Source organism: Demequina aestuarii (genome assembly GCF_000975095.1).
Classification (GTDB): domain Bacteria; phylum Actinomycetota; class Actinomycetes; order Actinomycetales; family Demequinaceae; genus Demequina; species Demequina aestuarii.
In genome coordinates, this window is record NZ_BBRD01000001.1 from 2343690 (window position 1) to 2369944 (window position 26255).

Here is a 26255-nt window from a genome sequence, read left to right on the forward strand (position 1 = left end):
GCTACCGGGGGTCACGCGCGAACACGAGCGCGGTCGCGATCGCTGCCACGCCCTCGCCACGGCCCGTGAGGCCGAGCCCGTCCGTCGTGGTGGCGCTCACCGTCACCGGTGCTCCGGTGGCGGCGCTCAATGCGGCCTCCGCCTCGAGGCGTCGAGGGGCAAGTTTGGGCCTGTTCCCGAGCACCTGAACCGCGACGTTGCCGATCTCGAAGCCGGCGGCCCGCACACGCGCGGCCGTCTCGGCGAGCAGCGCCGCGCCGCTCGCGCCGGCCCACTCGGGCCGGTCCGTGCCGAAGTTCGATCCGAGGTCCCCCAGCGCCGATGCGCTGAGCAGCGCGTCGCACGCGGCATGTGCCGCGACGTCTCCGTCCGAATGACCGCTGAGGGGCGCCTCGCCCGGCCACGACAGTCCGGCCAGCGCGAGCTCGCCGCTGCCGGGATCACCGAAGGCGTGCACGTCGACGCCGATGCCTGTCCGAGGGATCATGCGCCGTCTCCCGAGAGCGATCGGGCGATGTGGTGCGCGAGCGGCAGGTCACTGGGTCGCGTGACCTTGAATCCCCACTCGTGGCCCGCCACGGCGACGATGCGGTGGCCGAGGGCGCGCGCGAGCGTCGCGTCGTCGGTGGCAGGTGGAGCGCCCGGCGCCGCGCCGCGACGGTGCGCGTCGATCGCGACAGCGGCGCGGAAGGTCTGGGGGGTCTGAACCGCGCGGATGCCCTCACGGTCCACCGGTTCCCCGATGACGCCGTCGGGACCCGGAGCGCCGATCAGCGTGTCGACCACCGGCAGCACCGGGATCGCCCCGTCCGCGCCGGCGCGCACCGCCTCGATCGTCGCGGCCGCGACGGCGGGCTCCTGGAATGCCCGGGCGGCATCGTGGATCAGCACGATGTCGTCGTCGTCGAGCGCCAATGCGCTCAGGCCCGCGGCCACCGACGCCTGCCGGGTGTCGCCGCCGGGGACGACCAGTGCGTCGACGCCGGCGTCGGCCAAGGCCGATTGCACGGCGTCGACGTGGAGCGCAGGCGCAGTGACGACGATCCGCTCGGCGACGTCGGCGATGCGGGTCACCGCCCACGCCACCAGCGCACGCCCGTCGAGGGTCACCAAGGCCTTGGGCACCGCGCCGTCAGGAGAACTGGCGGCGAGCCTGGTGCCCGAACCCGCGGCCGTGATGACGGCCGCGATGATCACGAGGCGAGAACCTGGTCCAGGCGGGACTCGGCGGTCTCCTCGGTGCACTTCTCGGCGAGAGCGAGTTCCGACACGAGGATCTGGCGGGCCTTGTGAAGCATGCGCTTCTCCCCCGCCGACAGGCCCTTGTCGGTGTCGCGACGCGACAGGTCGCGGACGACCTCGGCCACGCGAATCACATCGCCGGAGGCGAGCTTCTCGACGTTCGCCTTGTAGCGGCGCGACCAGTTGGTGGGCTCTTCGATGTACGGCTCGCGCAGCACCCCGAAGACCTTCTCGAGGCCGGCCTGGTCGACGACGTCACGCACGCCCACGAGGTCCACGTTCTCGGCGGGAACCTCAATGGTGAGGTCTCCCTGCGCGACCTTGAGCTTGAGGTAGATCTTCTCTTCGCCCTTCACGGTGCGCTTCTTGATGTCCTGGATCTTCGCCGCACCGTGGTGCGGGTAGACGACGGTCTCGCCGACGACGAAATTCATGATGGAGGTGAGCCCCTTCTTCGCGGAAGACCCATTCTACCACCGTGAGACACCCCCTTAACAGGCGCTCTGCGTGTTGTCCAGCACCGACGCGCCGGTGACGCCCCGCGCGAGGCACCAGTATCCTTGTCACAGCCCCGCCTCGAAAGGAATCGCCGTGAAGTCCCTCGTCTCCGCCGGTGCCGTCGTCGCCGCCGCGCTGGCGCTCGCCGGCTGCAGCTACGTCAACCCCATCACCACCCAGGACAACTACGCCGCCTCCGACGGCACGCAGTTGCAGACCGACGATTTCGAGGCCCTCAACCTCATCGTCGTGTCCTCTGGGGAGGGTGAGCCCGGCGCGCTCATCGGACGCGTCTTCAATGACACGGACGAGGAGATCGAGTTCGAGATCTCCTTCGACGCGGAGACGGCGACCACGGTTCCCGTGCCGGCACGCTCCTCCGTCGAGCTCACCCCTCTCGACGGTGTCGAGGTGCCCGGCACCTCGCCCGTGATGGCCGGTCTGCTCACCGAAGTCGGCTTCGCCACCGGCGCGAACGGATTCCACACGGTGCTGGTGCCCGTGATGGACGGCACGCTCGCGGAGTACCAGCCCCTCGTCGACGCCCTGGGCTGAGCCCGACTTCCGGCCGATGCGAGGGCCGGGTCCACAGACGCAGGAAGCGTCGGCCCCTGACGGGGCCGACGCTTCTTTCCGTTGCGGGGATCGACTCAGCCGAAGCGACCCGAGATGTAGTCCTCGGTGGCCTTCTCCGACGGTGTGGAGAACATCGTCGGGGTGTCATTCATCTCGATCAGCTTGCCGGGCTTGCCGGTGCCCGCGATGTTGAAGAAGGCGGTCCGGTCGGACACCCGAGCGGCCTGCTGCATGTTGTGCGTGACGATCACGATCGTGTAGTCGTTCTTGAGGTCCGCGATGAGGTCCTCGATGGCGAGGGTCGAGATGGGGTCGAGCGCAGAGCACGGTTCGTCCATCAGCAGCACATCGGGCTTGATCGCGATCGCCCGCGCGATGCACAGTCGCTGCTGCTGACCGCCAGAGAGAGAGGACCCGGGCTTGTCCAGCCGGTCCTTGACCTCTTCCCACAGGTTCGCGCCCTTGAGGGAGGTCTCGACAACCTCGTCGGCGTCCGACCTCGACATGCGCTTGTTGTTGAGCTTCATGCCCGCGAGCACGTTCTCCGAGATCGACATCGTGGGGAACGGGTTGGGCCGCTGGAACACCATGCCCACGTGACGACGCACGGTCACCGGGTCGACGTCGTCGCCGTAGAGATCGACGCCATCCATCAGCACCTCGCCCTCAGTCCGCGCACCGGGAATGACCTCGTGCATGCGGTTGAGGGTGCGGAGGAATGTCGACTTGCCACAGCCCGAGGGGCCGATGAACGCGGTGACCGAATTGGGCTCGATCGACAGGGAGACGTCCTCGACAGCGAGGAAGCTGCTGTAGTAGACGTTCAGGTTGTTGATGTCGATGCGCTTGGACACAGGTGGGCTCCGGTTCCTTCGGCTCAGCGGCCGGTCTTGGGCGAGAAGTACTTGGCGATCAGGCGAGCGATGAGGTTGAGCGCCATCACGATGACGATGAGCACGAACGCCGCCGCCCACGCGTTCATCTCGGTGATATTCGACACGCACGCGATCGTGTCGTCGTTGCAGGGCTGCTCGCCCTTGCGCCACTCGGCGACGATGTACACGGGCAGGCTCATCATGCGACCCTCGAACAGGTTGAAGTTCAGCGAGTCCGCGACGCCGACGGCGATCAGCAGCGGCGCCGTCTCGCCGATCACGCGGGCGATGGCGAGCGTGACGCCCGTGGTGATGCCCGCGATCGCCGTGCGGAGAACGACCTTGATGATGGTGAGCCACTTCGGCACGCCCAAGGCGTATGCAGCCTCGCGCAACTCGTTCGGCACCAGGCGGAGCATCTCCTCCGAGGAGCGCACCACCACGGGGATCATCAGCACCGAGAGCGCCACGGCGCCGACGATGCCCAGCTTGGTGCCGGGGCCCACGATGATGGCGAACACCGCGTAGGCGAACAGGCCCGCGACGATGGACGGGATGCCCGTCATGACGTCGACGAAGAAGGTCACCGCCTTCTTGAGCTTCCCCGAGCCGTACTCGACGAGGTAGATGGACGTCAGCAGTCCAATGGGCACGGAGATCACCGTGGCCGCCAGGGTCATGAGGATGGTCCCCCACATGGCGTGCAGGATGCCGCCTTCCGGCATTCCTCCGAAGATATTGCGCGACGTCTGGTTGAGGAAGTCGAGAGTGAAGTTCGCCTCGCCGTTCGCGTCGACCATGAACCGGTCGAAGCCGCGCGCGATCACCGTGTACGAGAGCCAGATCAACGGGATCAAGGCCAGTGCGAAGGCCGTGTACACCACGACTGTCATGCCCTTGTCGGTGAACTTGCGCCGACTGCTGAGCTGCCCCAGCGGCGACGTCGTGGCGGTGGTCATGGTGGTCTCAGCCATCAGTTGGCCCCCGAGAATTCGGATCGACGGGACACGACCCAGCGTGCCAGCATGTTGACGAGGAGGGTGATCACGAACAGGGCGAGACCCATCGTGATGAGCGCAGAGACGCCCGCCGCGTTGGCCTCCGGGAACTGAAGCGCGATGTACGACGCGATGGTGTTGTGCTGCGCGGCCTGCAGGATGTGGGGCGAGAAGGACAGCCCCGGCGACAGGATCATGTAGACGGCCATGGTCTCGCCGAGTGCACGGCCGAGCCCCAGCATCGTCGCGCCGATCATTCCAGGCTTGCCGAACGGGATCACCGCCATCCGCACCATCTCCCAGCGCGTGGCGCCCATCGCGAGAGCGGCCTCTTCGTGAAGGACCGGAGTCTGGAGGAAGACTTCTCGGGTCACGGCGGTGATGATCGGGATGATCATGATCGCCAGGACCAGGCCGGCGGACATCGCCACCCGACCGGTGCCGGAGACGGTGCCGTCGTCGGCTGCCGCGAAGATGGGGATCCATCCGAGGGACTCGGACAGGAACTGATAGAAGGGCTGGAGCACAGGGATGACCACCAGCGCGCCCCAGAGTCCGTAGACCACGGACGGGATCGCAGCGAGGAGGTCGATCAGGTAGCCCAGGCCCTGGGCCAGCCTGCGCGGCGCGTAGTGCGAGATGAACAGCGCGATCCCGAACGAGAGCGGCGTCGCGATCAGCAGTGCGATCGCAGAGATCAGGATGGTCCCGTAGACCAGGTAGCCGATCGTCGCGATGAGAGTCTCGCCCGACTCGGTGCCGAGCCAGTGCACCTGATCCGACAGGTCCGCAGACGACGACGTCATCGCGGGCCAGGCCTCGATCAGGAGGAACGTCGCGACTGCCGCGAGGGTGACGAGGATCAGGCTGGCCGCACCGGCCGAGAGGCCACCGAACGCGCGGTTCGCGAAGGCGCCGGGGTGAGTCGAGTACTCCTGGACGTCCGCGTCAGTGGCGGGCGGTTCCTGGGTGGTCGTCACGCGCAGTCTCCAGAGATCGGGGGGCAAGACGGTGGTGGGCTCATCCTTGCGGACGAACCCACCACCGGTCCAGTTGGGAGTGGTTAGCCCGCGGCGATGCCGTCGAGGATCTCCGTCACCCGGGTGGAAAGGTCGCCAGAGATCGGCGACGAGCCGGCTGCGGAGGCGGCCTTCTCCTGGCCCTCAGCCGAGGCGACGTACTTGACGAACTCGGTCACGAGCGCACGCTCGGCCTCGTCGTCGTACTGCTGGCAGACGATGGTGTAGGACACCAGCACCAGCGGGTATGCGCCCGACGCGGTGGTGGTGCGGTCCAGCTCGTACGCCAGGTCGTTCTCGCCGTTCGCGCCCTCGGCGAGCGGGGAGGCGTCGACGACCGCAGCGGCGGCCTCAGCGGAGAAGGGCACGTACTCTTCGCCGACCTTGAGCGCAACAGTGCCGAGCTCGCCGGCACGCGAGGCGTCGACATAGCCGATGGTGCCAGCGTTCTCCTGAACGATCTGCACGACTGCCGAGGTGCCCGGACCGGACTCGCCGGTCGCGCCCTGCCAGTCACCCGACGTCTCGTCCGCGACCCAGTTGCTCGAGGCCTTCACCAGGTAGTCCTGGAAGTTCTCGGTGGTGCCGGACTCGTCCGCGCGGTGCACGATGGTGATTGTCGACGACGGCAGCTCGACCTCGGGGTTCTGGTCCGCGATGGCCGCGTCGTCCCAGGTGGTGATCTCGCCGCTGAAGACGCCCGCGATGGTGTCCGCATCCATGTTCAGCGAGTCGATGCCCTCGAGGTTGAAGATCACCGCGATGGGCGAGATGTACAGCGGCAGGTGGATGGCGCCCATGTCGCCGTCGCACGCCTCGACAGCGCCTGCGTACTCCTCGGCGTCCATCAGAGCGTCCGAGCCGGCGAACGACGTCGCACCCTCAGTGAACTGCGTACGGCCACCGCCGGAGCCGACAGGGTCGTAGCTGACCGTGACGTCGGGGTTGCTGCTCTGGAACCCGGCGCGCCAGGCCTCCATGGCGGACTCCTGCGACGAGGCGCCGGCGCCGACGAGCGAGCCGGACAGCTCTGCGGGCGCTTCGCTCTCGGAGCCGCTGGGGGCGGGCGAGTCGGTGGTGTCGGTCTCTTCGTTGGACGGCGAGCACGCCGCCAGCGCAAACGTCAGCACGGCCGCCGAAGCGATGGCGCCGGCACGAGTGGCAATCTTCACAGTCGAGTTTCCTCACTTGCTTGGTGGACCCGGCTTGATGCCGGACTCTCTCCAAGGTAGGGACGGCAGGTAACGGGTTCCCGTGGTGAAACTGAACGCTGGATGAACGTTCCGTGAACTCCCCATCGCGTCGAGCCTGCCGTGACCAAAATGTTACGCCTCGAAGGTGTAGCCGACGCCGCGAACCGTCTGGATCAGCGTGGGCTCGGAGGGATCGGCCTCGATCCGGCCGCGCAGTCGCTTGATGTGCACATCGAGGGTCTTGGTGTCACCGAAGTAGTCGGCTCCCCACACGCGGTCGATGATGACCTGGCGAGGGAGCACCCGGCCCGCGTTCTGCGCGAGCAGGTGCAGCAGCGCGAACTCCTTCGGGGGCAGCGACTGCGCCTGGCCGTCCCTCGTCACGCTCAGGCGCTCGGGATCCAAGGTGAGGCCTCCCACGGTCAGGCGCTCTGGCTCGTCCGGGATGCCGGTGGCGCCCAGGTGCTGGCGGCGCAGCACGGCCCGGATTCGTGCCACGAGTTCGCGGCCCGAGTAGGGCTTGGTGACGTAGTCGTCCGCGCCGAGCTCGAGGCCGATGATCCTGTCGACCTGGTCGTCCTTCGCCGTGACCATGATCACTGGGACATCGGACCGCTCCCGAATGGTGCGGAAGACCTCCGCACCCGACATGCCGGGAAGCATCAGGTCGAGCAGGACCACGTCGGCGCCATCGCGCATGAAGGTCTCGACGCCCCTCGGCCCGGTCTCCGCCAGCAGCACGTCGAAGCCCTCGCGCGCCAGCAGGTACTTGAGAGAGTCGCGGTACGACTCCTCATCCTCGACCACCAGTACCCGTGCCTCACTCATGTGTCCTCCTGATTAGCATCCACCGCATCGGCTGACTGCTCGTGCACGGCGAGACGAATAGTAAAGGTCGAACCCACGGCGGGCTGCGACCAGAGCTCCACGGTTCCCGAATGCTGCAGGGCCACGTGCTTCACGATCGACAGGCCCAGTCCGGTGCCGCCGGTCTCCCGTGACCGTGCGGGGTCCGTGCGATAGAACCGCTGGAAGATGCGCTCCTGGTCCTCGGGAGCGATGCCGATCCCCTGATCGAGGACGGAGATGCTCGCCACCTCTCCCTCGACGGCGAGCGTGGTGGCGACCTTGGACCCGGCGTCCGAGTAATTGACCGCGTTCTCGACGAGGTTGCGCACGGCCATCGTGAGCAGGTCGCGGTCGCCCATCACAGTGGGCCGGGCGGACACGTCGGTGACGAGGGCGATGCGCTTGTGGTCGGCGGTGAGGCGCACGCCTTCCTGGACCTCGGCGATGACGCCGGCAAGGTCCACGGCCTCGTACTCCATGACCGACTCGCCACCCTGAAGACGCGAGATCTCGACGATCTCCTGAATCAACTTGGTCAGCCGCCGGGTCTCTTTGCGGATCTTCTTGGCGAAGTCCCGCACCATCTCCGTGTCCTCGGCGTTCTCCTCGATGGTCTCCGCGAGCAGCGACAGCGCACCGACGGGCGTCTTGAGTTCGTGGGAGACGTTGACCGCGAACTCCCGCCGCGTCTGCTCGGCGGCACGCTGCTCCGTGTTGTCGTTGGCGACCGCGAGCGCGAGCTCCTCGTTGAGGGGAGTGACGCGCACGTGAACGATGCTCGACGAGCCCAGCACGCCCCGCTTGATCTCCACCTCATCCTCGACCGGGGCGTGGGCCCGCCACGCGCGTTCCGCGAGGTCGGCGACGCCGGGATGGAGGGCGCCGTCCGGACGCGCGACGCCGAGTGCGGCGGCCACGGTGTTCGAGAAGGCGCTGCGGCGATCGCGTCGCACCACGGCCGCGCCTGACTGCAGCACGGCGAGCACCTCTCTGGTGCGGTGCGGCACCAGGGTCGAGGAGACGCCTCGGCTGCGCGCCTGGCGACGATGGGCGACGGCGCCGATGGCTGCTCCCACAGCGAGCGCGACGGCAGCGACCAGCCACATTTCGGGGGGCATGGGGTCACAGTAACCACACGTCCCGTGGTTCACCCAATGTTCAGGGGCATCACCGAAAGTTCACCCGTGTGCCAGTGGGTTCCTTCCGCGTCGCCGGGGGCGGATGACACACTAGGGGCAACGCCACACCCCGAGGAGAAGCATGCGCACCCTGTTCACCGCAGAGATGTCGGAACTTGCCGACGACCTGACGACGATGGCCCGCCACGTGGAGTCTGCCATCACGCGCGCATCCGAGGCGCTGCTCACTCAGAACGTGGAGCTCGCCCAGCAGGTCATCGCCGACGACGCCAAGCTGGATGGCCTCGAGGAGACCGTCGACGAGCGGTGCGTGCTGCTCATCGCTCAGCAGCAGCCCGTGGGACTCGATCTGCGCAGCATCGTCGCGTCGCTCAGAATCTCGGCGGCGCTCGAGCGGATGGGCGACCTCGCCCAGCACATCGCCGAGTCGGCGCGCCGCGCGTACCCGGGCTCCGCGATCCCCGCCGGCCACGAGGAGATCTTCGCCGGCATGGCGGAGGCGGCCAAGAAGGCGGCGGCGGAGGTCATCGAGCTGCTCGAAACCCGCGACCTCAACGTCGCGGCGGGAATCGTGTCTGACGACGACGCCCTCGACCAGCTCCACTCGCTGGCCTACAAGACCATGCTCTCCGACGAGTACTCCGGCAACACGCAGGAGACGCTGGACATCAGCCTGCTCGCGCGGTACTTCGAGCGGTTCGGCGACCACGCCGTGGGCGTGTCCCGCCGCATCGTGTACTTGGTGACGGGCGACGTCACCGGCGAACGCGGTCGAATCTAGATCCAGCAAGGCTGACCGAGAAGCCCCTCGCCGTGCTCGCGGCGAGGGGCTTCTCGCGTCTGCGCCCCCGCATCGGCCGCATGGAACACGACGGGCCCCCTGCCAGTGCTGGCAGGGGGCCCGTCGTGTTCGGCCACGCGATGAGAGGGTGACCGACCGCCTTACTTCTTGCCCTGGTTCGCGACCGCCTGGATGGCCGCCGCTGCAGCGTCCGCGTCCAGGTAGGTGCCGCCGGCCTTGATGGGCTTGAGGGTCTCCTCGTCGAGCTCGTAGACCAGCGGGATGCCGGTGGGCACGTTGACGCCCACGATCTCGTCATCGCCGATCCCGTCGAGGTACTTGATGATCGCGCGCAGCGAGTTTCCGTGCGCGGCGACCATGACCGTCTTGCCGTCCTTGAGGTCGGGCACGATCGCGGAGTCCCAGTACGGCAGGGCGCGCTCGAGAACGTCCTTGAGGCACTCCGTCTTGGGAGTGGGCTCCCCCGCGTAGCGCGGGTCGCCTGCCTGCGAGTATTCGTTGTCGTCCGAGATCTCGGGCGGCGGCACATCGTACGAGCGGCGCCAGGTCATGAACTGCTCCTCGCCGAACTGCTCCAGCGTCTCTGCCTTGTTCTTGCCCTGCAGGTCCCCGTAGTGACGCTCGTTGAGGCGCCAGTCACGCTTGACCGGGATCCAGTGACGGTCCGCCGAGTCGAGCGCGAGGTTGGCGGTCATGATCGCGCGGCGCAGCAGCGAGGTGTGCACCACGTCGGGCAGCACGCCTTCGGCCTTCAGCAGTTCGCCGCCGCGCACGGCCTCGCCCCAGCCCTTCTCGTTGAGGGGCACGTCGACCCAGCCGGTGAACAGGTTCTTTGCGTTCCATTCGCTCTCGCCGTGGCGGAGCAGGATCAGTGTGTAGGTCATGGTTTCAGCCTAGCGCCGATGCGCGGGCGGGGCGGTGGGCCATCGGTCCCGCCCCGATCGGGTACAGATTCTTCCTGCCCGTCACCCCATGAGCGCGAACTGGGCACAGAACCTTCCTCAAGAGAGGCGGAGGGGCGTGTCAGGCCGGGTGGGCCACCACGCAGGCGGGGCTCGGCAGCGGCGCCGTCGAGTACGGCAGGGTGGCGATGTGCCCCACCTCCGGCTCGGGCGGCAGGGCGAGCACATCGGCGAGCGCGAACGTCCGGACCTCATGGCCACGCTCGGCACCCACGTGCAGCCGGTCGCCCACCACCGCGAAGTGACGGGGCCAGTGCCCGGCGTCGAAGCAGCCGCGGTAACGGGGCTCACCCTCCGGAGACAGGTCCACCACCGAGATCACGTCGCAGCCGCGCACTCCCAGCAGGAGCACGTCGTCGGTCGCGAGCACCACGTGAGAGTCGTTGATCTCCTCGCCGGTGCGCTGCGGTGCGGTCGTGCTCGCGATGTCGAACACCACGGCGGCCGTCCCCGACGCGGCGTCCCACCGCAGCGCGCGCAGTCGGTGGTCGAGCTCTGACAGGACGTAGATCCACTCACCGCGCACCGCGAAGTGGCGCGGGCCCGCACCCGGCGGAAGGGTGGCGGCGACGCCGTGGTCCTCGAGCAGTCCGTCCTGCTGAATCGCGTACCGACGCAGCTCGTCGGTGCCGAGGTCCGCCACCAGCACGTGGTGCCCGCCGGGCCCGAACCCGGCGGAGTGCGCGTGCGACGCCTCCTGGCGGTCTTCGCGCGGGCCGGACCCTTCGTAGCCGAAGACCTGCACGGGCGCGTCGGAGAGGGGCATCCCCTGTTCGTCGAGCTGCACCACCGCGAGGTCCCCGCTCATGTAGTGGCTCACATACAGCGTGCGGGCGTCGTCGCTGAGGAGCAGGTGGCAGCCCGAGGCGCCGCCGGTGAGCACCGTCGCCGCCACGCGCGGCTGCTCGGGTTCGGTGACGTCGATGGCGTGCACCTCCGTGTCGTCCGTCTCGCTGATCGCATAGAGCAGGGCGCGCTCGGGGTGCGCGACGACGAACGACGGGGTGGGGAGGGTGAGGGCGAGGTGAGCGTCGGCGGCCGTCTGCCGCCATAGGCCCTCGCCCAGCCCGGAGGGAGTGCCCAGTCCGGCCTCAGGGTAGGTGCCCCACCACACCGCGCCCACGTCGGAGACCTGGGGAATCGCGTCGCTCATCATGCTCCTCTCACACGCGCGCGGCCCCGCCCAAGGAGGACGGGGCCGCGCAGCACGTGCCTAGTTGGCCTTGGTGTAGGCCTCTCGAATCTCAGACGAGATGCGGCCGCGTTCCGACACCTCGTAGCCATTGTCCTTGGCCCATGCCCTCACCTTCGCGGAGTCGGAGCGACGCGACCGCGTCGAGCCGGCGCGCTTTGACGTCACGCGACGCGCGCGATCCGTCCAGGTCTGGAAGTCCGCGCGCATCTGCGCCGCGTTCTCCGCGGAGAGGTCGATCTCGTAGGAGACATTCTCGAGCGAGAAGCTCAAGGTCTCGCTGGCCTCGCCTCCATCAACATCATCAACGAGGACAACCTGCACTCTCTGTGCCATCTTCCACCCTTTCTTAAGCGGTGCGCTCAGAATTACACGCGCCATGTGAATCCGTCAAACAGAAGAGCATTCGCGCCTATGAGAATATTCCCGGCGGCTTTGCCAGTATTTTCGAGAATGCGCAGCCGCTCATGCGATTAGCCCTGGTGCGGGGAGTGCTCCTCATCGCCGGGAGTCTCGCCCGCAGGGTCGTCAGCGGCATCATCACTATGCGCGAGCGCCGCCCGCTCGTGACGATCAGCGCGCACGACGGCGCGCATCGCATACCAGAACAGCAGTCCGACGCCGATGCTCGGAATCAGCCCGGCAAGAATGGGCACCCAATCCACGCGTCAGTCCTCCGTGGGCTTCACGAGCGGGAAGGTGATGGTCTCGCGAATGCCGAGACCGGTCAGCGCCATGAGCAGCCGGTCCATTCCCATCCCCATGCCGCCGGCCGGGGGCATCGCGTGCTCCATCGCCGTGAGGAAGTCCTCGTCCAGGCCCATCGCCTCGTCATCGCCCTGCGCGGCCATCCGCGCCTGCTGTTCGAAGCGTTCGCGCTGCACCACGGGGTCCACCAACTCGGAGTAGGCCGTCGCGAGCTCGAAACCGCGCACATAGAGGTCCCACTTCTCCACGACTCCCTCGTGCACCCGGTGGTCTCGAGTGAGCGGGCTCGTCTCCACGGGGAAGTCACGGACGAAGGTCGGGGCCGTCAGCGCGTCCCCCACGTAGTGCTCCCAGAGCTCTTCGACGAGCTTGCCGTGGTTCACCCGCTTCGGATCCACGGACACGTCAGCGGCATCGCACCATCGCTGCAGCTGCTCGATCGACGTCGCCGGCGTCACTTCCTCGCCCAGCGCGGCGGACAGCGACCCGTACATGGTGAGCTGCTCCCACTCCCCCGACAGGTCGTACTCCTCGCCGCCCGCGAGTGTCACGATCTCGCTGCCGTAGACATCTCGCGCCGCACCTTGGATGAGGTCGCGCGTCAGCGTCGCCATGGTGTCGTAGTCGCCATAGGCCTCGTAGGCCTCGAGCATGGAGAATTCCGGCGAGTGCGATGAATCCGCGCCCTCGTTACGAAAATTGCGATTGATCTCGAAAACCTTATCGATTCCACCGACGACCGCACGCTTGAGGAATAGCTCGGGGGCGATCCGGAGGAACAGATCGATGTCGAACGCGTTCATATGCGTGGTGAACGGGCGCGCAGCGGCTCCACCATGCTGGGTCTGCAGCATGGGCGTCTCGATCTCAATGAATCCGCGCGAATGAAGCGACTCGCGAAGGCTCCGCATCACCGACGCTCGATTGCGCACCATGTCCCGCGCGATGGGCCGTGCGATGAGGTCGACGTAGCGCTGACGCACGCGCGTGTCCTCGGCGAGATCCTTGTGAAGGACCGGCAAGGGGCGCAGCGCCTTCGCGGCGATCTCCCACCGGTCCGCGAACACCGAGACCTCGCCCCGACGCGACTTGATGACGCGCCCGCGGGCGAACAGGTGGTCGCCCAGATCGACATCGGCCTTGAAGGCCGCCAGCGACTCCTCGCCCACTTCGGCCAGGCTCAACATGATCTGCAGACGCTCCCCGGCGCCGTCCTGGACGGACGCGAAGCACAGTTTGCCGGTGTTGCGCACGAATACCACGCGGCCGGCGACACCCACCACGTCCTGAGTCTCCTCGCCGGTCTCGAGCCGGTCGTACTCGCGCTTGACGTCCGCGATCTCATGGGTGCGAGGCACCGAGACCGGGTAGGCCTGCCGACCCTCCGCGATGATGCGGTCGCGCTTGGCACGGCGCACGCGCATCTGCTCGGGTACGTCGTCAGGGGAGGTGTCGGGCGCGTCAGTCACGCCCTCTAGGGTACCGGCGCGCTCACCACGGCCGATGCGCGGGAGTGGGTCGGCGCGTCAGCTCAGGTCGAGGGCGATATCCAGGATGGGGCTCGAGTGCGTGAGCGCGCCCACGGACATGAAGTCCACACCGGTCTCGGCCACCTCACGGGCATTGCTCACGCTGAGCCCGCCCGTGGCCTCGAGACGAACGTCCGGCTCTCGCTCGCGCACGGCCCGTACAAGGTCTCGCATCTGCGCGGGCGGCATGTTGTCCAGCATGAGGAATCGCGCTCCCGCGTCGATCGCCTCGTGGGCCTGGGCCGCGCTCTCCACCTCGACCTGAATGGGCACGTCCGGGTAGGCGGACCGGATCGCGTGAATCGCTGCGGCGACGGACCCCGCCGCGACGATGTGGTTGTCCTTGACCATGGCGCAGTCGAACAGCCCGAACCGCTTGTTGGTGCCGCCACCGGCCCGTACCGCGTACTTCTCGAGCTCGCGGAGGCCGGGCGTCGTCTTGCGGGTGTCGAGCACGCGCGCGCCCGTGCCCTCGAGCGCATCGGCCCAGCGGCGGGTGTGCGTCGCGATGCCCGATGCGCGCGACAGGAAGTTCAGGATGGTGCGCTCGGCGATGAGCACCACGTGCCCCGCGCCCGAGATGTCGGCGACGGGGGCGCCGGCCTCGAGACGGTCGCCGTCCGCGGCGAGCAGATGCACCGTGGGCGAGTGAAGGTTGAGTCGCTCTGCGACCTGCTGAAGAGTCTCGGCGATCACAGGGATGCCCGCGATCACGCCGGCCTCACGCACGACGATCTGACCGCTCACCACGGTGGACGCCGGGATGGTCGCCAGAGTCGTGACGTCACGGCCGGGCTCAGCGCCGAGGTCCTCGTCCAGGGCCTCGCCCACGGAAGAGGCGAGCCACGAGGCGCGCAGCCGACGGTCCTGCGGAAGGTCTTCAGGCATCATCACGCCCACCAGAGTACGACCGTCAGCCTCACCCGCGACACACAGTCTCGACGGAGCCGACACGCGAAGAGTGGCCGATATCACACGAGAGCGGTACCGTCTGACGGTGGGGCGCGGTCGGTCGACGGCGGCGCTGAGGGACTGCACGCGGTGGCGCGTGTCGGCTGCGGTCGGCGCGCCGCCGCGTGCAGGCGACATGGGCGCGAGAGCCGGTCGAGAGGGCCGCTCGAACGCCGCTAGCCGAGCTCGAGCGGCGCGCGCATGAGCACCAACTCGCCCTCGGAGTCGAGAGTGGCGGCCAGCCGCACTCGCCAGTGCGCATCGTCCGTCTCGGGGAAATCCTCGCGCAGGTGCCCGCCGCGCGTCTCTGCGCGCTCGAGTGCGACTGCGGTCAGCACCGATGCGACCGCCAGGATGTTGCTCGTCTCCCACTCCGCGGTCTGCGGCGTCGGTGTGCGCAGCGCGTCGGCGCGGAACTTGGCCCGGAGCGCAGCCAACCTGTCCGCCGCCCTCTCGAGCCTGGCGGCCACCCGCACCGGCCCCGCGCCGCGGTGCGCCGCTGCCTGGATCTGGGGGCGAGCCGTCGCCGGCACCAGCGCGGCCGGCCCCGAGCGCTCCACCGGCTCGCGCTGGCTCACCACGCCGTCCGCCACGGCGCTCGCCGCATCGGCCGCCGCGCGCGTGGCGAAGACGAGTCCCTCGAGCAGAGAGTTCGACGCGAGCCGGTTCGCGCCGTGCACGCCGGTGCATGCCGCCTCACCGATCGCATGGAGACCGGCCTGGGTGGAGCGGCCGCGCAGATCGGTGAGAATGCCGCCCGAGTGGTAATGCTGGGCAGGCGCCACCGGAATGAGGTCGCGTGCCATGTCGATGTTCCGCTCCTCGAGGCGCTCCCAGATGGTGGGGAACCGGTCCTTGAGGAAGGCCTTGCCGAGGTGCCTGCAGTCGAGGAAGACGTTCTCCGAGCCCTCATCCTCCATCATCGCGACGATGCCCTTGCTCACCACGTCGCGCGGAGCGAGCTCGGCCATGGGGTGACGGTCGACCATGAAACGCTCGCCGGTGGCGTTGAGCAGGTGCGCACCCTCTCCCCGCACGGCCTCGGAGATCAGCGGCTGCTGACCGCGGGCCGCGGAGCCCTGCCACAGCACGGTCGGATGGAACTGCACGAATTCGAGGTCCGCGATCGCCGCGCCCGCGCGCAGCGCCGCCGCGAGCCCGTCGCCGGTGGCGGAGGCGGGATTGGTGGAGGACAGGAAGACCTGGCCGATCCCGCCGGTCGCGAGGATCACGGACTTGGCGAGCGCGGCCCCTACGCCGTCGCGAGAACCCTCGCCGATGATGTGGAGCGTCACGCCGCAGACGGGCCCCGGCCTGCCATCCGCGTCGGGCGCCGAGGTGAGCAGGTCCACCACCATGGCGTGCTCGATCACCTCGATGCCGGGGTCGTTCTCCACTGCCGCGAGCTGCGCGATGAGCGCACGCGAGATCTCGGCTCCCGTCGCGTCGCCGCCCGCGTGCGCGATCCGGTCGCGCATGTGACCGCCCTCGCGGGTGAGGGTGATGCCGCCGTCGGGACCGGTGTCGAAGTTGGCTCCGCGCGTGACGAGCTCCCGCACACGATCGGGCCCCTCGGTGACGAGCGCCCGCACTGCCTCCTCCGAACACAGTCCTGCGCCCGCGACGAGAGTGTCATGGAGGTGCTCGTCGGGGGTGTCCTCGGGGTCCAGCGCGGCGGCGATCCCGCCCTGCGCCCAGACGGTGGATCCGGAGCTCAACTCGCCCTTGGTGACCACCAGCACGCGGTCCACCTTGGCGCGCAGCTCCAAGGCGGCGGTGAGGCCGGCGATGCCGGAGCCCACCACGATCACGTCGGCATTGATGGTCCAGCCGGGCTGAGGGGCGGCGAGCCGGCGCACGAACGAGGTCATTGACTCAACCTACCGGCGACCCCTCCACGCCCTTCACTACGAACCGCTCTGGCGCCGACACTCCGGGCCCAGCCCCCGCATCGGCCGCACTCTCCTGCGTGTCGCGCGAAAGAGTGGTTCGCAGTTGAGGGTGGAGTGGGAGGACCGGGTGGGCCGGGCTGGGGTCAGGAGCGGAAGGCGTCCCAACCCTTCTCGTGAAACTCGTGCACAGGCACGCCCGATCGCTCGAGGCCATAACCGTCGGGCACCGTGCCGGGATCGTCGCACTCGGACACGATCCGGTTGTCGCCGTCCACGAACACCACGCGCGGCTCGAACGTGCGCGCCTCGTCGTCCGCGAGCATGCCGTAGGCGATCACGATGATGGTGTCGCCGGGGTTCACCAGGTGAGCCGCCGCGCCGTTGATGCAGATCTGCCCGGTTCCGGGAGCACCGGGGATCGCGTACGTGGTGAGTCGCGCACCGTTGGTCACGTCCACAACGTCCACCTGCTGGCCCGGGAGCAGGTCCGCGCGCTCCATCAAGGTGGCGTCGATCGTGATCGATCCCACGTAGTGCAGGTCGGCCTGAGTGACGGTGGCGCGATGGATCTTCGCGATCATCATGGGCCTGGTGAGGCTGGTCATGAGGGCGGTCCTTCCGGTTCGATGAGGACTGTCGTGTTGTCGATGAGCCGCGTGCCGCCCACCGTAGCGGCGACCGCGATCACCGCTTCTCCGCGGTGATCCGCGGCCACCTCGTGCGCCGTGCGAGGGTCCAGCGCGGAGAAGTAGTCCACGGCGAGACCGGCCGATGCGCGGGCTGCACTGGTCAGCACGTCCAGTCCGGACCGGATAACGTCGGCGGCCGATGCACCATTCCGCGCGGCGGCCTCAGCAGCCGCGAGCGCGCGGGACAGGGAGAGCGCGCTCTCGCGGTCGTCGGAGCCCAGATGCACGTTGCGCGAGCTGAGCGCCAGACCATCGGGGTCACGCACCGTCGGCACCGCCTCGATCCGCACGGGGACGGCCAGGTCGCGCACCATCGTGCGCACGGCGATCACCTGCTGCGCGTCCTTGGCGCCGAAGATCGCGACATCGGGCGAGGTGAGGTGCAGGAGCTTCAGCACCACCGTGAGCACGCCGTCGAAGTGGCCCGGCCGGTGCTCCCCCTCGAACACGTCGCCGATGGCCCCGGCACTGACGGTCACCACGGGATCGCCGCCGGGGTACATCTCGTCGACGGACGGCGCGAAGACCACGTCGACACCCTCCGCCTCGAGCAGCGCGCAGTCGGCCTCGAGAGTGCGCGGGTAGCGGTCGAGATCTCCGGGATCGTTGAACTGGAGCGGGTTGACGAAGATCGTCACGATGACCTGCGTGCCGATCTCGCGCGCGCGGCGCACGAGCGTCAGGTGCCCCTCGTGCAGCGCCCCCATGGTCATCACGACCGCGCGGGTCCCGTCACGCGGGCGCTCGGGCAGCTCGGCCGCCGTCGTCGCGAGTCTCACGGGTCGACTCCCAACGTCGCGATGATCTCGGCGTACGCCGCGGGCCCGATGCGCCCGCCCGAGAGTGCAAGGTCCGCAGTCGCGCGGGCCATAGCGCGGTAGGCGTGCAGCATCTCGGGCTGATCCGCGAGCGCAGCCAGGTGCGCCGCGACGGTGCCCGCGTCGCCCCGCACGACCGGACCGGTCAGCGACGCCACGGCGCCAGGCGCGTCGGAGAGCGCCCCCTCGACGGAGGCATGCACCAGCGGTCCGAGCACACGGCCCGGCTCTTCCACTCCGACGCGAGCGAGCTGGGCGCTGGCCTGAGTCACCGCGGTCACGACATGGTTCGCGCCGTGCACCAGCGCCGCGTGATAGGCGGGGCGCGAGGCATCCTCGATGACCAGGGGCTCGCCGCCCATCTCCACGACGAGCGCCTGCGCGATGGGCAGCAGCGGGGCCGGAGCGGACACGGCGAACACCGCATCGGTGAGCCGTTCCAGGTCCAGCGAGGTCCCGGTGAAGGTCATGGCGGGATGGATCGCGAGCGGCAGCGCACCCGCGGCGATCGCATCGGCCAGCGCGTCCGTGCCGTAGCGGCCGGAGGTGTGCGCCACGATCTGCCCGGCTCGCCACACCCCCAGGGACGCCAACCCGGCAGCGACGGGACCGATCTGGTCGTCGGGCACCGTCAACAGCACCAGGTCGGCCTGCGTCACCAGGACGTCGGGCTCGACCACGGGCACGCCCGGAAGCAGCGCCTCGATCCGGTCCCGCGACTGCTCGGAGACACCCGTGGCCCCCACGACCTCGTGGCCCGCGCGCCGCAGCGCAGCGCCCAGCACCGCGCCCACGCGGCCGGCGCCGAGCACGCCGATCGTGAGCCGTCCGGGCCTAGTCACGTATGCCCACCGCCGACATCCACTGCTCAGGGGTCTGGCGGCGCCGCCCCTCGGCGGCACGCTGCGCCTGCGAATCGAGCAGCGCGAGCGCATCATCGACGTCGAGGTGCTCCGCGACGGGCTTCACTGGCCCGTTGGTGGAGTGCACGACGAACGTCGCGAGCCCGCGCCGACGCTGCAGCACGCCCTGCTGCAGCTGCAGGGACTGAGTGCGCTCGTGCGGCACCACGAACATCTCTCGCGACAGTCGGCCGCGCCGAATCAGCAGGGCCCGGTCGGTCGCTCTGACGCCGCGCTGACGCCACTGGAGGGGATCGAACAGGCGTGCGCGCTTCGGGGACGGGATGAAGCCGTGCTCATCTCCCGAGCCTGACAGCGCCGTCGACACGGTGCCTGCCGGATCGGGGTCGCCCAGGTCAGGGAGCACCAGCCACAGTGCGGTCAGTGCGTCCTGACGGGAGCCGACGGGCAGCAGCGTCGACACATTCTCCTGGTCATCCTGGTAGCCCGCGACGTTGATGGTGACTCGCCACCAGTCCTTGCGGCGCCACAGCAGCGTCTGGTGGAACCGCACCGCCTGCACCCGGCCAGGCGGTACGGTCTGGCGCCGCGTCTCGAGCGCTCCGTGGCGCAGCCGGATCCCGTCGGCCGACAACGCGGCCTTGAACCCGAAGCCGGAGTTGACGCGGGACCAGAAGAACCCGAGGAGCGCGAACGCGGCGGGCAGCACGGTGAACAGGCTTGCGCCCACCGTGACAGCGAGGATGTCGCCGAGGTCGAGGGGCAGCGCCAGGACCGCGATGCCGACCAGCGCAGGGACGGCGACGATGAAGAGGAACGGGCCCGACAATACGATGGACAGCGCCAGCCGGCTCAGCGGCACCGCGTAGACCTCACGCTCGGGCGCAGCGGGCGTCTCCGCCTCACCCTCGGGCATGCCTGCGATGTCGCGCAGGGAGGCCTCGCCCGCGTAGGCGACGCCCGCATCGGCTGCCTGTCCGGGCCGCCGTGCCTGGGCGGCGACCGCGTCGACCGTGGCTTCCTCGCCGGCCGCCTTGGCGCGCTTGACGCCTGCAGCGAGAGCGAGCAGCTCGTTGCGCATCGCCTCGGCGTCGCCGAGCCGCAGGTACTCGAGCGCAATGCCGGAGTTCTCGCCGCCGGCCACCTCGATCCGCAGCACCGCGAAACCGAAGATGCGCGCCAGCAGCGGCTGCACCACATCGACGGCCTGCAGGCGATCCAGACGCGCCTGGCGCTGCTGACGGAACACGATGCCCTTGCGCTGGTGCACGGCCTCGTCGCCGAGCCGGTACTGGTTGACGCGCCACTGGAGGTAGCCGAAGCCGATGGTCACCCCCAGGATCACGAACGCGCCGAGCGCGAACCAGCCGATCGAGTTCGTGAGGGCGTGCGCGATCTCGACGGCGTACTCATCCGGACCAGACCAGCTCGGCGCGTAGTTGTAGAGCATGACCGATCCGACGACACCGAGCACGGCCCAGCCGCCCAGCAGCGGAGAGATCGGGTGCAGCCGGTGCCAGTCGCGGGGTGCGCGGTACACCGTGCGACGCGCCGCAGGGACGCTGCGCTCGAGCGCCCCGGTGTCCGCCGCCTCGGGCTCGCCGGTCACAGTCCCGCCAGCTGCGCTTCGCCCCGCGACGTGAGGCGGTCGCGCAGCCGCGCAGCCTCGGCCTCGGGCACCCCCGCGATGTTCGCGTCGGTGCCGGGCGAGGCCGTGTGGAGCTGGACGCGGGCGATGCCGAAGGCGCGCGCGAGCGGGCCCGACTCGACCTCGACGTACTGCATGCGGCCGTACGGCACCACCGTGACGGTGCGCAGGATGCGACCACGCTTGACCACCAGGTCATCCTCGCGCTCCGCCCACGCATGCGCGGTCACCTGACGCACGATCACCCAGGCACTCCAGATCATCGCGATCAGCAGCGCGCCGGCCCCCGCCCACACCCACGGACTGGTGAGCGCGCCGAGCACGATCAGGCCGATCAGCGGTATGCCCCACCACAGGGCCATCGTGATGAGGCGCGCATAGATGAGTGTGCGGGAGACGTACTGCCACGGGGCGTCGTCGGGCTCGAACCAGGTCATGGCTCCAGTCTGCCAGCCGCCAGCACCGCGCCGCGCGCCGACCCGTCCTCAGGCGGTAGAGGGTTCCGAGCGATCGCCGAGATCATCGTCTCCGCGGTGGCGACACCACCGCTCCGCAACGGCACCCGCTGCGAGGAGTGCACCGCCGGCGGCTGCCGCGAGCAGCGCCGAGATGATGACCTCGCGCCGGGGTCCATGGGACCACTCATCGAGCAGCCCGACCCCGTATCCCGCGAACGCTCCGACCAGGATCGCGCCGGCGTAGGCGCACGCCTGCGCGAACACGGCGGTGCGCGCGGCTCGAATCGGGTCGAGACCCGGTCTATCGCCCTTGACGTAGCGGCGCACCTGCCACCCCAGCCACAGCGCAGAGGCGCCGGCCGCCACGCAGACGACCAGCACCGTCCACGGCACGCGCTCCGGCGTTGCACCGCCCCGGTCCATCACGAGCGTCACCAGCCACGCGAGCACCAGGGAGCACAGCGCTACGAGCGTGAGCCGTTGCCACGAGAGGTACGACAAGAGTCTGACTACTGGGGTCCGGAAGGGCCGGACTCGTCGGCGGGCGGCGTCTGCCGTGCCACGCCGAACGATGCGCGGCGAGGCACGCCGGGCTGGGAGGGGGCGGACGGTGCACTCGGCCGATGCGCGGGCGCGGCCTGCGGGATCTCATCGCCACCGCTGGGCTCCGGCGGAGCGGGCACGAACTCCTCGGGCGCGCTGGGCACCGACGGCTCGGGCTCCCGCCCGTGGGTCTCCGACTCCTGGTGCGGCTCGGGCGGCGCATCCGCCGCCCTCGTCGGAGCAGCGGACTGGTGGGGGGTCGAGGGCGAGCTCAGCACGTCGGGCGCAGGCTCGTGGGGCCACCCAGGTCCCACCACGGTCACCCCGTCGAAGGCCGCCCGGCGGGCCAGGTCCGCGACACGGCCATGCGGTTCCAGCGTCGCGTCGGGCTCCATGTGGGCCCACGGCAACAGGACGAACCCGCGAAGGTGAGCGCGCGGATGCGGCAGAGTGAGATCGGCACTGTCGCCCGTCACTCCGTCATACGTGATGAGATCGAGGTCGAGCGTACGTGCAGATCCTCGCACGGTGCGGTCGCGACCGTAGAGCATCTCGATCCCATTGCACGCGGCCAGCAGCTGGCGAGGCGCGAGCGATGTCTGAATGCGGGCGACTGCGTTGAGATAGTCAGGCTGATCGGCGCCGCCTTCAGGCACCGACCGGACCAGCGGCGAGGCGGCGCGCACCTCGACTCCCGGAACGCGGTGCAGTGCGGCGAGCGCTTCGCGGAAGGTCGGCTCGACATCGCCCAGGTTGCCGCCCAGCGCGATGACGGCGCCCACAGGCTGTGCGGGGCGCTCGTCCATGACGTCGCGCGCGGGTCCAGCTCCCGGGTCCAACGGGTCATCGGAGAACCCCGCCGACGACCCGATGCGCTTGTCCGCCGACAGCGAGCCATCGCGCAGGTCGCGCCGGATGCTGACCGTCACGTCCTTGAACTCCACGTGCAGCGGTGCCTGAGGCTTGTGGACGGTGACGTCCACGCATTCGATCCGCTCGATCTGGAGCAGCTCGCGGGCGATGTGCTCCGCCACGGCCTCGATCAGCTTGAACGGGGAGCCCGCAAGGATCTCCGCCGTGCGGTCCGCGATGTCGGAGTAGTTCACCGAGCGCGTGAGGTCGTCGCCCGCGGCTGCAGCCCGGGTGTTGACGTGCGCGACCACGTCTGCGAGAAAGAGCTGACCCTCTTCGCGCTCGGTCGCGAATACGCCGTGGAATCCGGAGACACGGATGCCGCGCACCGCGATCTGATCGAACTCGATGCCGTCTTTGACGTATGGCCTCGCTGCTGTGGTCATGGCCTCATCGTTCCTCGTCGACGGCGTTCTGCCAAGCGGACACGACCTGGATCGCGTCACGCGCGGCCTTGGCGTCATGCACGCGGACAGCCCACATGCGCTGCTGGGCGCACAACGCCGTGATGGCGGTCGTGGCGTGATCGCGACTCTCGGGGCTCGCGTCGTCGACTCCGTCACGGGCGATCGCGGCACCGACGAACCGCTTGCGGGAGGCGCCCACGACGATCCTGGGGGCCACGGAACCGACGACGTCGAGGTGCGCGAGCAGTCGCCAGTTCTCGTGCGGCCCCTTGCCGAAACCGAGGCCCGGATCGATGATGATGCGACTCGTCTCGACACCGGCGTCCTGGAACGCGACCACGCGCTGGAGCAGCTCGTTCTTCACCTCGGCGACCACGTCCTCAAAGGCGTCCGCGGAGTCAGTCGTGTCGCGGAAGGCGCGCCAGTGCCCTGCGATGTATTCGCACTCGAGCTCCGCCACGATGCGTGCCATGTCGGAGTCTGCCAGCCCGCCCGAGACGTCGTTGACGTAGCGCGCACCGGCGTCGACTGCAGCCCGCGCCGTGCGCGCACGCATGGTGTCGATCGACACCGTGATCCCCTCGCCCGCGAGCGCCTCCACGACGGGCAGCACTCGGGTGACCTCCTCGCCCGGATCCACCCTCGTCGCGCCCGGACGGGTGGACTCGCCACCCACGTCCACAATGTCCGCACCCTCCTCGGCGAGCGCGATGCCTCTGGCGATGGCCGCATCGGCCGTGTGCCAGCGACCGCCGTCGCTGAAGCTGTCCGGGGTGACGTTGAGGATGCCCATGACGAGCGTCATGGCGACCTATTTCCCGACGATGAGGCTCATCGCCTCGGCGCGCGTGGCCACGTCGCGCATCACGCCCCTCACCGCGCTCGTGACGGTGCGGGAGCCCGGCTTGCGGATCCCGCGCATCGACATGCACAGGTGCTCGGCCTCCACCACGACGATCACCCCTCGCGCGCCCAGGTGATCGACCAGCGCATCGGCGACCTGGGTCGTGAGGCGCTCCTGGACCTGAGGGCGGCGCGCGTACATCTCGACCAAGCGAGCCAACTTGCTCAGTCCCGTGATGCGGCCGTCCTCGCCCGGGATGTATGCCACGTGGGCGACCCCGTGGAACGGCACCAGGTGGTGCTCGCACATCGAGTACAGCTCGATGTCCTTCACCAGGATCATCTCTTCGTGGCCCAGCTCGAAGACGGCGCTCAGCACGTCCTCCGGGTTCTGGGTGAGCCCTGCGAAGAACTCGTCGTACGCGCGCGCCACCCGGGCGGGGGTGTCCTTGAGACCGTCACGGTCGGGATCCTCGCCGATGGCGATCAGAAGTTCACGGACGGCGGCCTCGGCCCTGGCCGCATCGACGCCGCGCCCGGGCGGCGAGGACGGGGAAGCCGCCGCATCGGCCGACCGGTCGTGGGGTGACTGCTCTCTCGTCGTCGCCACGCTACTTGGCGCCGTCCTGAGTCTCGATGGGGGCGTCCGCGGACTCGGTGGGGAGCGCATCCTTCGGCTCCTCCTTGGGCGGCGGCGGAGCGGTCACCGGCTTCTTGCGAGGCGCGGCCTTGGGCGCCCAGTCGCCGCTCACCCAGTGCTTGCGGCGGGCGACGCGCTTGACCTTGGTGAAGATCGCCGCGAGCTCGGACTCGTTGAGGGTCTCCTTCTCGAGGAGCTCCTCCGCGAGCTGGTCGAGCACGGCGCGGTTCGCCTGGAGCGCCTTGGTGGCCTCTTCCATCGCGTTGTCCATGAGGGTCCGCACCTCCGCGTCGACCTTCGCGGCCAGTGTCTCGGAGTAGTCGCGGCCGTGACCCATGTCGCGGCCCAGGAACACCTCACCCGAGCTGCCGGCCAGGCGGACCGAGCCGACGTCCTGAGACATGCCGTACTCGGTGACCATCTGCTTGGCGATCTCGGTGGCCTGCGAGATGTCGTTGCTCGCTCCGGTCGACGGGTCGCCGAACACCAGCTCCTCCGCGACTCGTCCGCCCATCGCGTAGGCGAGGTTGTCGAGCAGCTGATTGCGGGTCTTCGAGTAGCGGTCCTCCTGCGGCATCACCATCGTGTAGCCGAGGGCGCGTCCGCGGGGCAGGATCGTGACCTTGGTGACCGGGTCGGTGTGGTTCATGGCGGCCGCCACCAGCGCGTGCCCGCCCTCGTGGTACGCCGTCACGGCCTTGTCGTGATCGTTCATGATCCGGGTGCGCTTCTGCGGGCCCGCGATGACGCGGTCGATCGCCTCGTCGAGCTCGGAGGGGCCGATGAGCGTGAGGTCGCGTCGCGCCGTCAGCAGCGCCGCCTCGTTGAGCACATTCGCAAGGTCGGCTCCGGTGAAGCCGGGGGTGCGGCGAGCCATCAGGGTGAGGTCCACCTCCGGGGCGATGGGCTTGCCCTTCGCGTGAACCTCCAGCACCTTCTGACGACCCTTGAGGTCGGGGGCGTCCACACCCACCTGGCGGTCGAAACGGCCGGGGCGCAGCAGAGCGGGGTCGAGGATGTCGGGGCGGTTGGTCGCCGCGATCATGATGACGTTGGTGTTGGCGTCGAAGCCATCCATCTCGACCAGCATCTGGTTGAGCGTCTGCTCGCGCTCGTCGTGACCGCCGCCCATGCCGGCACCGCGGTGGCGACCCACCGCATCGATCTCGTCGACGAAGATGATGGCCGGGGCGTTCTTCTTGGCCTGCTCGAACAGGTCGCGGACGCGACTCGCGCCCACACCCACGAACATCTCGACGAAGTCAGACCCGGAGATGTGGAAGAACGGCACACCGGCCTCGCCCGCGACGGCGCGGGCGAGCAGCGTCTTTCCCGTTCCCGGAGGCCCGTAGAGCAGCACGCCCTTGGGGATCTTGGCGCCCACAGCCTGGAACTTGGCCGGGTTCTCGAGGAACTCCTCGATCTCGCGCAGCTCGTCGACGGCCTCTTCGACACCCGCGACGTCGTCGAACTTCACGGTCGGGGTGTCCGGCGTGACCAGCGAGGCCTTCGACTTGCCGAACTGCATGAGTCGGCCCCCGCCGCCCTGCATGCTCGACATCAGGTACAGGATCACGCCCAGGATCAGCAGGATCGGGAGGAACGTGAACAGCAGGGTCGTCCAGATACTGGTCTGGGGGACCTCCGAGTCGTAGCCGCCCTCGGGGCTTGCGCTCGTGATCGCGTCCACGACCTCCTCGCCCTGAGGCGACGTCCAGAAGAACTCGATCTGAGCCGGGTAGTCGGCCCACCCTTCCGGGGCGTCCTCGGGGAGCTCCGACTCCCAGTTCTCGACGAGGGTCAGCTGCACGCGCTGATCCCCGTCGATGATCTTCGCCTGCTCGACCAGCCCGGCATCGAGAATCTCGAGGCCGGTCGACGTGTCGATGCGCTTGACTTGGGGCGCGAATAGCGAGGACACCAGCCAACCCGCCAGAACGGCGATCAGGACGAGGGGGATGATGCGGCGCAGGGTGAGTGCCTTTTTCATGGTGGTACAGAGCCTACGC

At 69.1% G+C, this 26255-nt stretch carries 28 protein-coding genes; 2 read left to right on the plus strand and 26 right to left on the minus strand.

Features of this window, described 5'->3' with window-relative positions:
* Position 1 precedes the first annotated feature (1 nt).
* Genes ispF through AOP72_RS11010 form a run of 3 tightly spaced genes read right to left on the minus strand, consistent with a single transcriptional unit; the run spans position 2 to position 1676 of the window.
* Complete coding sequence (gene ispF / locus AOP72_RS11000) at positions 2-487, minus strand: 2-C-methyl-D-erythritol 2,4-cyclodiphosphate synthase (RefSeq protein WP_062136269.1); 486 nt, start codon at positions 485-487, stop codon at positions 2-4.
* Positions 484-1197 (minus strand): IspD/TarI family cytidylyltransferase, encoded by a 714-nt coding sequence (locus AOP72_RS11005; protein WP_062136271.1) that lies wholly within the window; start codon positions 1195-1197, stop codon positions 484-486. The genes ispF and AOP72_RS11005 overlap by 4 nt, the downstream gene beginning before the upstream one ends.
* Positions 1194-1676 (minus strand): CarD family transcriptional regulator, encoded by a 483-nt coding sequence (locus AOP72_RS11010; RefSeq protein WP_062136274.1) that lies wholly within the window; start codon positions 1674-1676, stop codon positions 1194-1196. The genes AOP72_RS11005 and AOP72_RS11010 overlap by 4 nt, the downstream gene beginning before the upstream one ends.
* 157 nt (positions 1677-1833) lie before the next feature.
* Between AOP72_RS11010 and AOP72_RS11015 the strand changes: the two genes are divergently transcribed.
* On the plus strand, positions 1834-2295 hold the full coding sequence (locus AOP72_RS11015) for a hypothetical protein (RefSeq protein ID WP_062136278.1): 462 nt from the start codon (positions 1834-1836) through the stop codon (positions 2293-2295).
* A 95-nt stretch (positions 2296-2390) separates the two neighbouring features.
* Here AOP72_RS11015 and pstB read toward each other — a convergent pair whose 3' ends face one another.
* The 6 genes from pstB to AOP72_RS11045 form a co-directional block, all read right to left on the minus strand.
* Positions 2391-3170 (minus strand): phosphate ABC transporter ATP-binding protein PstB, encoded by a 780-nt coding sequence (gene pstB, locus AOP72_RS11020; protein ID WP_062136281.1) that lies wholly within the window; start codon positions 3168-3170, stop codon positions 2391-2393.
* Positions 3171-3193: 23 nt separating this feature from the next.
* Positions 3194-4150, minus strand: a complete 957-nt coding sequence (gene pstA, locus AOP72_RS11025) for a phosphate ABC transporter permease PstA (protein ID WP_439645552.1) — start codon at positions 4148-4150, stop codon at positions 3194-3196.
* A gap of 14 nt (positions 4151-4164) precedes the next feature.
* Positions 4165-5169: a phosphate ABC transporter permease subunit PstC gene (gene pstC / locus AOP72_RS11030; RefSeq protein ID WP_062136287.1), complete on the minus strand. Its 1005-nt coding sequence runs from the start codon at positions 5167-5169 to the stop codon at positions 4165-4167.
* Between the two features lie 83 nt (positions 5170-5252).
* Complete coding sequence (gene pstS, locus AOP72_RS11035) at positions 5253-6380, minus strand: phosphate ABC transporter substrate-binding protein PstS (RefSeq protein WP_062136289.1); 1128 nt, start codon at positions 6378-6380, stop codon at positions 5253-5255.
* Between the two features lie 153 nt (positions 6381-6533).
* Positions 6534-7229 carry a response regulator transcription factor gene (locus AOP72_RS11040; RefSeq protein ID WP_062136292.1) on the minus strand — a complete coding sequence of 232 codons (696 nt, stop codon included), beginning with the start codon at positions 7227-7229 and terminating at the stop codon, positions 6534-6536.
* Positions 7226-8368, minus strand: coding sequence for a sensor histidine kinase (locus AOP72_RS11045; protein ID WP_084631749.1), 1143 nt, complete (start codon positions 8366-8368; stop codon positions 7226-7228). The genes AOP72_RS11040 and AOP72_RS11045 overlap by 4 nt, the downstream gene beginning before the upstream one ends.
* 142 nt (positions 8369-8510) lie before the next feature.
* On the opposite strand from AOP72_RS11045, the gene phoU reads away from it, so the two are divergent.
* Entirely contained in the window at positions 8511-9170 is a 660-nt protein-coding gene (gene phoU, locus AOP72_RS11050; RefSeq protein ID WP_062136298.1) for a phosphate signaling complex protein PhoU, read from the plus strand.
* A gap of 161 nt (positions 9171-9331) precedes the next feature.
* Here phoU and AOP72_RS11055 read toward each other — a convergent pair whose 3' ends face one another.
* The 17 genes from AOP72_RS11055 to ftsH form a co-directional block, all read right to left on the minus strand.
* Positions 9332-10075 carry a phosphoglyceromutase gene (locus AOP72_RS11055; RefSeq protein WP_062136300.1) on the minus strand — a complete coding sequence of 248 codons (744 nt, stop codon included), beginning with the start codon at positions 10073-10075 and terminating at the stop codon, positions 9332-9334.
* A gap of 139 nt (positions 10076-10214) precedes the next feature.
* The gene (locus tag AOP72_RS11060; RefSeq protein ID WP_193746412.1) at positions 10215-11306 is read right to left on the minus strand and encodes a lactonase family protein; all 1092 of its coding nucleotides are present in this window, start codon (positions 11304-11306) and stop codon (positions 10215-10217) included.
* A 60-nt stretch (positions 11307-11366) separates the two neighbouring features.
* Positions 11367-11681 (minus strand): histone-like nucleoid-structuring protein Lsr2, encoded by a 315-nt coding sequence (locus tag AOP72_RS11065; protein ID WP_062136306.1) that lies wholly within the window; start codon positions 11679-11681, stop codon positions 11367-11369.
* A gap of 137 nt (positions 11682-11818) precedes the next feature.
* Positions 11819-12010: a hypothetical protein gene (locus AOP72_RS11070; protein ID WP_062136309.1), complete on the minus strand. Its 192-nt coding sequence runs from the start codon at positions 12008-12010 to the stop codon at positions 11819-11821.
* Between the two features lie 3 nt (positions 12011-12013).
* On the minus strand, positions 12014-13477 hold the full coding sequence (gene lysS / locus AOP72_RS11075) for a lysine--tRNA ligase (protein ID WP_084631925.1): 1464 nt from the start codon (positions 13475-13477) through the stop codon (positions 12014-12016).
* 102 nt (positions 13478-13579) lie between these two features.
* Positions 13580-14473: a carboxylating nicotinate-nucleotide diphosphorylase gene (gene nadC, locus AOP72_RS11080; protein ID WP_238581687.1), complete on the minus strand. Its 894-nt coding sequence runs from the start codon at positions 14471-14473 to the stop codon at positions 13580-13582.
* Between the two features lie 236 nt (positions 14474-14709).
* A complete protein-coding gene (locus AOP72_RS11085; protein ID WP_062136315.1) occupies positions 14710-16404 on the minus strand; it encodes an L-aspartate oxidase in 1695 nt (564 codons plus the stop codon).
* A gap of 164 nt (positions 16405-16568) precedes the next feature.
* Positions 16569-17030, minus strand: coding sequence for an aspartate 1-decarboxylase (gene panD, locus AOP72_RS11090; protein WP_062136318.1), 462 nt, complete (start codon positions 17028-17030; stop codon positions 16569-16571).
* Positions 17027-17893, minus strand: coding sequence for a pantoate--beta-alanine ligase (panC, locus tag AOP72_RS11095; RefSeq protein WP_062136321.1), 867 nt, complete (start codon positions 17891-17893; stop codon positions 17027-17029). The genes panD and panC overlap by 4 nt, the downstream gene beginning before the upstream one ends.
* On the minus strand, positions 17890-18774 hold the full coding sequence (locus AOP72_RS11100; protein WP_062136324.1) for a Rossmann-like and DUF2520 domain-containing protein: 885 nt from the start codon (positions 18772-18774) through the stop codon (positions 17890-17892). The genes panC and AOP72_RS11100 overlap by 4 nt, the downstream gene beginning before the upstream one ends.
* Complete coding sequence (locus tag AOP72_RS11105; RefSeq protein WP_238581663.1) at positions 18767-20404, minus strand: PH domain-containing protein; 1638 nt, start codon at positions 20402-20404, stop codon at positions 18767-18769. The genes AOP72_RS11100 and AOP72_RS11105 overlap by 8 nt, the downstream gene beginning before the upstream one ends.
* Positions 20401-20880, minus strand: a complete 480-nt coding sequence (locus AOP72_RS11110) for a PH domain-containing protein (protein ID WP_062136328.1) — start codon at positions 20878-20880, stop codon at positions 20401-20403. The genes AOP72_RS11105 and AOP72_RS11110 overlap by 4 nt, the downstream gene beginning before the upstream one ends.
* Positions 20881-20928: 48 nt before the next feature.
* Positions 20929-21402, minus strand: coding sequence for a DUF3180 domain-containing protein (locus AOP72_RS11115; RefSeq protein ID WP_062136330.1), 474 nt, complete (start codon positions 21400-21402; stop codon positions 20929-20931).
* Positions 21403-21410: 8 nt separating this feature from the next.
* On the minus strand, positions 21411-22742 hold the full coding sequence (folK, locus tag AOP72_RS11120) for a 2-amino-4-hydroxy-6-hydroxymethyldihydropteridine diphosphokinase (protein ID WP_062136333.1): 1332 nt from the start codon (positions 22740-22742) through the stop codon (positions 21411-21413).
* Positions 22743-22746: 4 nt separating this feature from the next.
* Entirely contained in the window at positions 22747-23568 is an 822-nt protein-coding gene (gene folP, locus AOP72_RS11125; protein WP_062136335.1) for a dihydropteroate synthase, read from the minus strand.
* Positions 23569-23574: 6 nt separating this feature from the next.
* Positions 23575-24216 (minus strand): GTP cyclohydrolase I FolE, encoded by a 642-nt coding sequence (gene folE / locus AOP72_RS11130; protein ID WP_062136336.1) that lies wholly within the window; start codon positions 24214-24216, stop codon positions 23575-23577.
* A gap of 1 nt (position 24217) precedes the next feature.
* Entirely contained in the window at positions 24218-26236 is a 2019-nt protein-coding gene (gene ftsH / locus AOP72_RS11135) for an ATP-dependent zinc metalloprotease FtsH (protein ID WP_062136339.1), read from the minus strand.
* Between the last annotated feature and the right edge of the window lie 19 nt (positions 26237-26255).

What these genes read in the sequence shown, in the direction of transcription:
- AOP72_RS11040 (WP_062136292.1), bottom strand. Translation starts at nt 7,229, where the DNA reads ATGAGTGAGGCACGGGTACTGGTGGTCGAGGATGAGGAGTCGTACCGC.
- nadC (WP_238581687.1), bottom strand. Translation starts at nt 14,473, where the DNA reads ATGATGCCTGAAGACCTTCCGCAGGACCGTCGGCTGCGCGCCTCGTGG.
- AOP72_RS11110 (WP_062136328.1), bottom strand. Translation starts at nt 20,880, where the DNA reads ATGACCTGGTTCGAGCCCGACGACGCCCCGTGGCAGTACGTCTCCCGC.
- AOP72_RS11085 (WP_062136315.1), bottom strand. Translation starts at nt 16,404, where the DNA reads ATGACCTCGTTCGTGCGCCGGCTCGCCGCCCCTCAGCCCGGCTGGACC.
- pstA (WP_439645552.1), bottom strand. Translation starts at nt 4,150, where the DNA reads ATGACCACCGCCACGACGTCGCCGCTGGGGCAGCTCAGCAGTCGGCGC.
- phoU (WP_062136298.1), top strand. Translation starts at nt 8,511, where the DNA reads ATGCGCACCCTGTTCACCGCAGAGATGTCGGAACTTGCCGACGACCTG.
- folK (WP_062136333.1), bottom strand. Translation starts at nt 22,742, where the DNA reads ATGACCACAGCAGCGAGGCCATACGTCAAAGACGGCATCGAGTTCGAT.
- AOP72_RS11065 (WP_062136306.1), bottom strand. Translation starts at nt 11,681, where the DNA reads ATGGCACAGAGAGTGCAGGTTGTCCTCGTTGATGATGTTGATGGAGGC.
- ftsH (WP_062136339.1), bottom strand. Translation starts at nt 26,236, where the DNA reads ATGAAAAAGGCACTCACCCTGCGCCGCATCATCCCCCTCGTCCTGATC.
- AOP72_RS11055 (WP_062136300.1), bottom strand. Translation starts at nt 10,075, where the DNA reads ATGACCTACACACTGATCCTGCTCCGCCACGGCGAGAGCGAATGGAAC.
- AOP72_RS11010 (WP_062136274.1), bottom strand. Translation starts at nt 1,676, where the DNA reads ATGAATTTCGTCGTCGGCGAGACCGTCGTCTACCCGCACCACGGTGCG.
- ispF (WP_062136269.1), bottom strand. Translation starts at nt 487, where the DNA reads ATGATCCCTCGGACAGGCATCGGCGTCGACGTGCACGCCTTCGGTGAT.
- lysS (WP_084631925.1), bottom strand. Translation starts at nt 13,477, where the DNA reads ATGCGCGTGCGCCGTGCCAAGCGCGACCGCATCATCGCGGAGGGTCGG.
- panD (WP_062136318.1), bottom strand. Translation starts at nt 17,030, where the DNA reads ATGACCAGCCTCACCAGGCCCATGATGATCGCGAAGATCCATCGCGCC.
- folP (WP_062136335.1), bottom strand. Translation starts at nt 23,568, where the DNA reads ATGACGCTCGTCATGGGCATCCTCAACGTCACCCCGGACAGCTTCAGC.
- AOP72_RS11045 (WP_084631749.1), bottom strand. Translation starts at nt 8,368, where the DNA reads ATGCCCCCCGAAATGTGGCTGGTCGCTGCCGTCGCGCTCGCTGTGGGA.
- AOP72_RS11060 (WP_193746412.1), bottom strand. Translation starts at nt 11,306, where the DNA reads ATGAGCGACGCGATTCCCCAGGTCTCCGACGTGGGCGCGGTGTGGTGG.